This window comes from Brevibacterium pityocampae (assembly GCF_039541555.1).
Lineage (GTDB): Bacteria > Actinomycetota > Actinomycetes > Actinomycetales > Brevibacteriaceae > Brevibacterium > Brevibacterium pityocampae.
Window position 1 is genome coordinate 75,613 of sequence record NZ_BAABGL010000011.1, and the last position, 8,315, is coordinate 83,927.

Below are 8,315 nucleotides of genomic sequence, written 5' to 3' on the forward strand. Positions count from 1 at the left end.
CGGTCTCACCCCTCCGCGTCGAGGAACTCCGCACTCGCCACACTCGGGCCGGGCGGTCCGAAGGTCTCGATGAGGACGTCGGCGTCCCGGTACGAGGCGTGTCGCACCCAGCCCGGCTGTGCGGCGAGTGCGGTGTGGATCGCCTCGGCGTCCCGGTAGGCGCCGGGGATCGGATGACGCCAGTGCACGGCGACCAGCACCCCGCCCTCCTCGAGCGATTCCGCAGCGCGCGCGAGCGCATGCTCGAACTCCGCGTCGGCGAGGTAGTAGGCGAGCTCGCTGAGCACGATGAGGTCGAACCGGCCCTCCGGCCAGTCGTCGATTCCCGCGACCCGGAGGTCGACGTGGTCGGCGGGCACCCGACGGCGCGCCGACTCGATGGCCTGCGGGATGATGTCGGTGCCGATGAGCTGCTCGCACCTCTGCGCCAGCTGCGCGGTGAGGACGCCGATCGAGCATCCGGGCTCATAGGTGCGGCGGAACGTGCGCCGGGGCAGGATCGCGAGGGTGAGGGCGTACTTGCGCTCCTCGTACCACCGGTCGGCGAGGTTCCACGGGTCCTCGCCGTGCGCATAGAGGGCCGCGAATCCGCCGCCCGGATGCGGGAATACGATCTGGCGGCGGCGCAGCATCCGCTCCCGCACCTGCGGCGGCAGCACGACCGCGGTCTCCGGATCGTCGCCGGTCCGATCGACCGGCACCCCGTGCTCGAGGCTGATCTGCGATCGGAACGCTGCCACCGCCCGCTCGCGCGCGGTGAACAGCTCGTCGTCGACATCGATGGCGCGGGCGGCGTCCCACTCCACCTCGAGGTGCGCGCCCGGCAGTGAGTGCTGCCACAGCCACACCGGGAACTCCACGACACGGACGCTCGGGAACCGGGCGGCGGCACGGCGGGCGGCCCGGCCGCTCGCATCGTGATCGGGGTGCCCGTCCACACACAGCGGGGCCGCGAGCCATGTGCCCGCCGGCTGCTGTTCGAGGACCGCGGCGATACCGTCGACCGCCTGGTCCTCGCCGCCGGCGACATGACCATCGGGCAGGCCGAGGCGGATGCGGCGGATCCCGGCGCCGCTTCCACCTGCGGGTGCCAGCCTGTCGAACTCGGCAAGTGCCGCCTCGGATTCCCGGGTGCGGATCCGCGCGAGCTCCTCGGGGTCGATGGCTGCCGCCGGGTGGGAACCCTCTCCATCCGTCACGGCGACCACGGTCACCGGAACGCCCGCACGCACCGCCGCGCCGAGCAGCGCGCCAGCGCCGACGACCTCGTCGTCCGGGTGCGGGGCCACGACGACGAGCGCGGGCATGTCCACCGGCGCCCACCGGCCGTGCCGATCCCGCTCTCCCGCCCAGTGGGGAACTCCGGCCTCGAACGCGGCGAGGTCACCCGCCGAGGTGGTGGGCGCGTCCCGGCCGGAGAACGCGGTGGGGTGATCCGCCTCAGTCATCAGTGCCGCGCAGCGGGGTCGAATCGAAGCCGATGAGCGTGTCCCAGTGAGCTGCTGCGACGACGTCCACGTCGGCAGTCCCAGGCCCGTTCCCAGGCCCGGTTCCGGTGCTCGTACCGGCGGCGCCTGCCCGCTCGGCGTGGGCGCGCACCTCGGCGGCGATCGTCGCCTCGTCCGCCTCGGCATGGGTCTGCCGGATGTAGACGCCGAGGTCTGCCACCCGCTGGGCGTGCTCCCCGTCCGAACACAGTGGTCCGGCCCCGAGCGCCCGGCCGACCCGGTCGATGACGCCGGCTGCCATCCGGTCGATCCGCGTGCGCACGGTGAGCGCGCGGGCCATGAGCAGGCCGCGTTCGTCGTCCGGGTCCGCGTCGACGAACGCGGCCGTGTGCTCGAGGAGGCTCCAGCCGGCGGCGAGCTCGGCGGCGACCGCACCGGCATGGGCCCGGACGAGCGGAGATGCGTTCGCCCGCGCCGCCCGCTCGAACAGCGGCGCGGCCACGGCACGTGCACCGCCGAACCAGCAGGCGGCGACTCCCACCCCGCCGTGCCAGAACCCCGGCCGCTCGAGGTAGTCGGCGTGGCCGCCGAGGCGCCGGGCGGGCACGTCGTCGAACTCGACCCAGCCGGAATCGCTCGCGGCCATCCCGACCGCAGGCCAGGTGCCCGGCACCGCCCGGACCCCCGTCTGCCAGAGATCGACTGCGAAGAGGGCGACCTCCGCGGGCGAATCCGGGGTGCGTTCCCGGGTGGTGGCGGTGACGAGCGCATGGGTGCACAGCGAGGCGCCCGAGCACCACGGTTTGGTGCCGTGGAGGACCCAGCCGCTGGGTTGTCCTGAGCTCTCCGACGCGGTGAGGAGCGGCCGGGGCGGTTCGGCCGCCCACACGCCCCAGTGCGAGTCCGCGGTGACGAGCCCGGAAGCACCCAGATCCGTGGTGATCGCGATCGCGTCGGCATGGGCCTCGATGAGACGGCCGGTCACGATGTCCTCTGCGGTGAGCCGCGCGAGGTGCTCCCAGCGGCGAATCGTCCCGCCGCGCCCGGGCAGCGGCAGGGTGAGGGTGCGGAGCCGGGTCGCGAGTTCCCCGCGGGCAGTCGAATCGGTCGGGTGAGCGGTCATGGAACCATCGCCTTGAGGTCGTCGGAGAAGCCGCCGGGGGAGCGGCCGTGGGTGCGGCGCGAGGTCGCGACCGGGATGTCGAGCGCCCAGGCCACGGACAGGCCGGAGGCCGCAGCGCGCTGGACGAGGTCGACGTCCTCGTGGAGTGCGAGGGCGCTGAAGCCACCGAGTGCGCGGTACGCCTGCGCGGTGAAGCCGAGGTTGGCGCCGTGGATGTGATGGTGCCGGCCGGCCTCGATCTTGAGGGAGTAGGCGCTCGTCCACCGCTCGTGGAGGGGGTCGATCGCCGGGCCGGGTTCGAGGACCACGGTGCCGGCGACGAGGTCGGCGCCGGAAGCGCGATAGGCGAGGTGGCGGGAGAACCACGTGGACGGGACGGTGCTGTCCGCGTCGGTGGTCGCGAGCCACAGCGCGCTGCCCGCGGAGTCCGTGGGATCGCCGACAGCGCTCGCGGGACCGAGGAGGTGCTCGAACCCGGCTCGGCGGGCCGCACCGACGTTCCGTGCGTCGATCTCGACGACCTCGGCCCCGGATCGGTGGGCGATCACGGCAGTGGAGTCGGTGCAGGCGTCTGCGACGACGATGACGCGCGGCGCGATCCGTGCGGTCGCGGCGGCGGTGCGGAGGGAAGCGAGGGTGCGACCGATGAGCTCCGCCTCGTCGTGCGCCGGCACGACCACGCAGCACTCGACGCTTGCAGCTGACACCGGTGCCTCCCCTGACGAGTGCGCCGTCAGGCGCACGCTCGTGGCACAAGGAGCCTTGTGCCCGGGAGCCATCTTAGCCGCCGTGCCCGAGAAGAAGGCTCAGATCCGACCTCTCGGTCAGCTCCAGTGCGCGGCCGACCGGCTGCGCACACTGTCGCGGAACTGCGCAGTCGACTTCTCAAGCAGCTCCCCGGTGCCCCAGTCGAGGATCACGGCGTATTGCCGGACGACATCGTGCACAGTGAGGTCGCCCGACCTGAACCGCGCTGCGACCTCAGCGGGGTCCGCATCGAGCCGGTCACCCCGCTCGCTCCGGATCCGCGCACGCAGATCGGTGGTCGCGTGGTGGTCGATCTCGAACTCGTCGAGCTCGGCATCGATCTCCCGGATCACCACCCCGTAGTCGATTGCGGCGCGATCGATCGAGACGTACTCGTCGATGACGTCCTCGAGCACCTCCTCTGCAGGGCGTTCGAGAGGATCGCCGAATCCTCCGCCGCCCGCGGAGGGCCGCTCGAAGACGTCCCCTGGGGCGAGCGCCACACTGGAGAATGTCGCTCCGAGGTATTTCGCGTCAGCGGTGCCGGGGTTGAGCCAGACTCCGTGGGGGACGGAGGGCAATCCGCCTTCGATGCCCCAGGTCACCGACCGTCCACGGTCGCAGCAGTAGCTCATGACCGTGCCGCTCGCATCCGTGAGAATGCCGCCCTTCTCGATCCCGCAGCCGCCCCGGAACCGTCCCGGCCCTCCGGAGTCGGTGCTGATGGCGTGCTTGGTGGTGATAACCGGACTCAAGCGCTCCTGGCCCTCGAGCGGTTGGACTGCCAGTCCGGTGCCGAACACGGGTGCGGTCGCGGAGGACCCGTCCTTGGTGGAGCGTCCGCCCCACCCGCCGGCCATCCAGTCGTACCACATGAAATACGGGTTGCCGGCGACCCGGCTGTCGTGGCCCCCGACGAGCAGGTACTCCAGATTGAACGCGCAGGCCATGGCGCGTTCCGGCATGATTCGACTCCACAGCTCGAACACCGCATTCATGACCTTCTCGTACGGTCCCGAGCAGAACCCGGTCACCGCGTGCGGCCATCCGGCGTTGACGACGGTCCCCTCCTCCCCGATGTCGGCGGTCACCGCCTGATAGAACCCGGAGTTGAGCGGCACCTCGGGGAAGAAGGTCTTCGTGCCGGCGTAGACCGCCGAGAAGGTCGTCCCGTAGCCAGAATTGAGGAAGGTCGAGACCGCTGGAGCAGAACCGGTGAGATCGTAGTGGATGCCGTTGCCGTCCAAGGTGAGTTTGACCCGGATCGGCACCAGCCCTTCGCCCTTCGCCGGGTCGGCGTCGATGTAGTCGACGGTCTCCCACTCGCCCCGGGGCAGATTCTTGAGGCTGGCGAGGACCGTGCGGCAGACGTAGTCCTGGGTCTCCTGCATCGCGTCGAGGACCGTCTGCTTCGAGTACTTGTCGACCAGACGGAGGACCTCGCGCTCACAGACCGCTGTCGCCTCCGACTGGGCGTGGAGGTCGCCCATCGCTTGGTCAGGCGCCCGGGTGTTGGAGACCAGGAGCTGTGCGACGTCGTGGAGGAACTCCCCGCTGCGCCAGATCCGGACCGGCGTGATGCGCAGCCCTTCACCGAAGTGCTCGCTCGCCGAGACGTCGAACGAACCGGGAACACTGCCTCCGATATCGGCCCAGTGACCCTTGTTCTGGGCGAATCCGATGATCTCGTCCTCGGCGAAGATCGGACGGATGAAGCTCACGTCGTTGAAGTGCGTTCCGCCGCGGTAGGGGTCGTTGATCGCGAACACGTCCCCGGGATTGATGTCGTCGCCGAACTCCTCCATCACGGCTTTGCACTGGAAGTGGAGGGTGCCGACGTGGACGGCGATGTCGGCGCTGCCCTGCATCACCGTGTTCCCCTCGCGATCGCACAGGGCCGAGGAGAAGTCGCGGGAGTAGATGACGAACGAATAGCACGTGCGAAGGATCTGCTCGCTCATGAGATCGACGCTCGTCGCGAAAGCATTCTTGAGGACTTCGAAGGTCACCGGATCCAATGCCCGGTGCGATGCGGTCGAGGAGTCGGCCCGCTGTGCCGTGTCCATGGTGGTCATCGCGCACTCTCGCTTTCATCGTGATCGGTTTCCGGCTCGGACGCGGTGTCCCGGTCGGTGAGGACGATGCGGATATTCATCCATTCGTCGATCTCTGCACGGGCATTCGGCGGCACCACTGTCGTCGAGTCGAGTTGGCTGATGATCGCGGGCCCGGTGAACTCCGTCCCGGCGGCCAGTCCCGCGCGCTCGTGGACCGGGGTTGGGATCCATCGGCCCTCGAAGTACACGTCTCGGACCTCGACCGGCTCGCCCGGGCTCTGCGGTGCGGTGTTCTCGGGCCGGAAGCTGGGCTTGGGGGTCTTCCCCAGGGCCTTGAGGTGGATCTGGTAGATCTCGACCGGGGTGTCGTCCTGACGGAACGCGTACTGCTTCTCGTGCTCCTCGTGGAAAGTCTGCACAGCCGCCTGCAGCGCATCGGGATCGGAACCGATCGGGACCTGGAGGGAGCGCCACTGGCCCTGGTACCGCATGGAGATCCCGCGTTCCAGCACGGCCTGGTCGTCGCTCACCCCTTCATGGCGCAGGCGTTCCGCGCCCTCGGACTCGAGGGCCCGGAACTGCTCGGCGAGGTCTTCGGCGTCGACCTCGGATGCACTGGCGGTGAACATCTGCGACAGGTCGTGCTGGATGTCCACGAGGAGGCAGCCCAGTGCCGAGGTGACACCCGGGCTGGGTGGCACGATGACGACCGGGATGCTGAGCTCGCGCGCGACCTCGGCGCCGTGGAGCGCGCCGGCGCCGCCGAACGCGATGAGCGCGAAGTCCCGCGGGTCGAGCCCGCGGCGGATCGAGACCAGCCGGACCGCATCGGCCATGTTGGCGTTCGCGACCTTGAGGATCGAGTCCGCCGCCTCGTCGACCTCGAGTCCGAGCGGCTCGGCGATCGTGCTGCGGATAGCCTGCTCTGCACGCCGACGGTCGAGGGTCATCTCGCCGTCGGCCAGATCGGTGCCGAGACGGTTGAGCCAGAGGTTCGCATCGGTGTTCGTCGGTTCCTCGCCGCCTCGGTCGTAGCAGGCAGGACCGGGTGCGGCACCTGCGGACTGGGGGCCGTTGCGGAGCGAGCCGGCGATGTCGATGTGCGCGAGGGAGCCGCCGCCGGCACCGATGGTGAGCACCTCGATGCTGGGGAAGACGATGGGGTGGCCGTACTCGACCTCCCATTCGTTGGTCACGCGCAGTTCGCCCTCACTGATGAGGGAGATGTCTGTCGAGGTGCCGCCCATATCGAGGCCCACCGCGTTGACATACCCGCACTGCTCCGCGATGTGCTTCGCGGCGATCGCCCCGGCGGCGATGCCCGATGCCGCCAGCCTGACGGGGAACTTCTTGACCATGGTCGAGGTCATGGAACCGCCGCCGGAGTGCAGGAGCAGCAGTTCTCCGGCGTAGCCGCCAGCGGTGAGCTTCTCGTCGAGCTGCTCGACGTATCCGGACACCAGCGGGCCGAGGACGGCGTTGGCGACGGTGGTGTTGAAGCGGTTGTGCTCGAATATCTCCGGCAGGATCTCCGCCGAGGTCGAGACGTTCGCATCGGGGAGGTGCTCGGTGAGGATCGCGCGCATCCGCTCCTCGTTCTCGGCGTTGGCGTAGGAGTTGAGGAAACACACTGCAACGGTGTCGACTCCCCGCTTCTTGAGCAGTGCCGCCAGTTGCCGCGCCTCGTCCTCGTCGAGGGGTTCGACGACGTTGCCGGTGTAGTCGATCCGCTCGGACACCTCGAACCGGTCGCGGCGCCGGATGTACGGTCCGCTGACATCTCGGTATGCATCCCACAGGTCGTCCTTCGTGCCGTCGCGGATCTCCAGGACGTCGCGGAAGCCCTTCGTGGTCACCATGGCGGCCTTGGGGAATTTCCTAGTGATGAGCGCGTTCGTCGCGACGGTGGTCCCGTGCGAGAAGAGCTCGACCTCGGAGAGGTCGATCCGGGCGCGTGCGACGCCGTTGAGGACTGCCTCCATCGGGTTGTCCGGGGTCGAGGGGACTTTTGTCACTCTCATGATCTGGGATTCTTCATCGAAGATGCAGACGTCCGTGAACGTTCCGCCGACATCGACTGCGACTCTGAGGTCTGCCACATCCACTCCTTCATTCGTGATGTGGTTCATATCCTGGGTGTGCGGAGTTGCCTCGTCAATGGATCAACTCAAGGATCCGACGGGTATCCTTGGGGAATCCACAAAGCAGGGAGTCTGAGGTGGAACGATCCCGGGAATGGGTGCTCGACCAACTTCTCATTGCGATGGCGCAAGAGGACCCGCTTGAATCTCTCGTGCGTCGCGCAGCGCGGGTCTGCAATGGTTCGGCACTCGTGATCAATGAGCACGGTGAGATCGTGCGAAGCGTCGGCGCTGCTCCGGGACAGCTGGTGTCCCGCTGGGTTCTCGACCCCCGGACCGGGCGGAAGTCCCTTGCGGACCGTGAGGTCGTCGGCGACGGTGGATCCGGCATCGCCGGGACCGTCGGCAAGTGGCAGGTCCATGCGCACCGGGTGTCGATTCGCCGAAGGACGTACGCGATCGTCGTCGCCGTGCTCCCGGGGAACCCGCGCTCCGAGATGCCGGCGCTCGTGCTCGATTGCGTGGCGAAGCTCCTTCGCTCTTTCGAGAGCCTGGAGACGTTCGCGATCACCACGCGACGCGAGGAATCGGCTCAGGTCCTCAAGGAGCTCATCGTCGGGGTGAGCCCCGGCCGTGAGGGGTCGATGTGGAATCGGCTCGCCGAGTTCGGCTTCGCGGCGTATCAACCGCTGCGCATCGCCCGGGCTTCCATCGTGACGGGGGTCGGAGATGCGCCCAGCCCGAGTTCACCGCAGACGATCCCGGACGGTGTACACCTAGGGCGTGTCCGATAAATGGTGTAGCCACGCAATAGCCGCGTTGAGTACGACTGCTGCGCGGTAGACGATGGCGAGTTTGT

The 8,315-nt window shown here is 68.9% G+C and carries 6 protein-coding genes; 1 reads left to right on the forward strand and 5 read right to left on the reverse strand.

Features of this window, described 5'->3' with window-relative positions:
• Positions 1 to 5: 5 nt before the first annotated feature.
• The 5 genes from ABD883_RS08960 to ABD883_RS08980 form a co-directional block, all read right to left on the reverse strand.
• Positions 6 to 1,448 carry a bifunctional PIG-L family deacetylase/class I SAM-dependent methyltransferase gene (locus ABD883_RS08960; protein WP_247618507.1) on the reverse strand — a complete coding sequence of 481 codons (1,443 nt, stop codon included), beginning with the start codon at positions 1,446 to 1,448 and terminating at the stop codon, positions 6 to 8.
• Positions 1,441 to 2,571 (reverse strand): acyl-CoA dehydrogenase family protein, encoded by a 1,131-nt coding sequence (locus ABD883_RS08965; RefSeq protein WP_247618506.1) that lies wholly within the window; start codon positions 2,569 to 2,571, stop codon positions 1,441 to 1,443. The genes ABD883_RS08960 and ABD883_RS08965 overlap by 8 nt, the downstream gene beginning before the upstream one ends.
• Positions 2,568 to 3,278, reverse strand: a complete 711-nt coding sequence (locus ABD883_RS08970) for a glycosyltransferase family 2 protein (protein WP_247618505.1) — start codon at positions 3,276 to 3,278, stop codon at positions 2,568 to 2,570. The genes ABD883_RS08965 and ABD883_RS08970 overlap by 4 nt, the downstream gene beginning before the upstream one ends.
• A gap of 117 nt (positions 3,279 to 3,395) precedes the next feature.
• The gene (locus ABD883_RS08975) at positions 3,396 to 5,393 is read right to left on the reverse strand and encodes a hydantoinase B/oxoprolinase family protein (RefSeq protein WP_254668880.1); all 1,998 of its coding nucleotides are present in this window, start codon (positions 5,391 to 5,393) and stop codon (positions 3,396 to 3,398) included.
• Positions 5,390 to 7,474 (reverse strand): hydantoinase/oxoprolinase family protein, encoded by a 2,085-nt coding sequence (locus ABD883_RS08980; RefSeq protein WP_217494891.1) that lies wholly within the window; start codon positions 7,472 to 7,474, stop codon positions 5,390 to 5,392. The genes ABD883_RS08975 and ABD883_RS08980 overlap by 4 nt, the downstream gene beginning before the upstream one ends.
• Before the next feature lie 290 nt (positions 7,475 to 7,764).
• Here ABD883_RS08980 and ABD883_RS08985 point away from each other — a divergent pair, with 290 nt between their 5' ends.
• Entirely contained in the window at positions 7,765 to 8,250 is a 486-nt protein-coding gene (locus ABD883_RS08985; protein WP_345031533.1) for a hypothetical protein, read from the forward strand.
• The last annotated feature ends 65 nt before the right edge of the window (positions 8,251 to 8,315 follow it).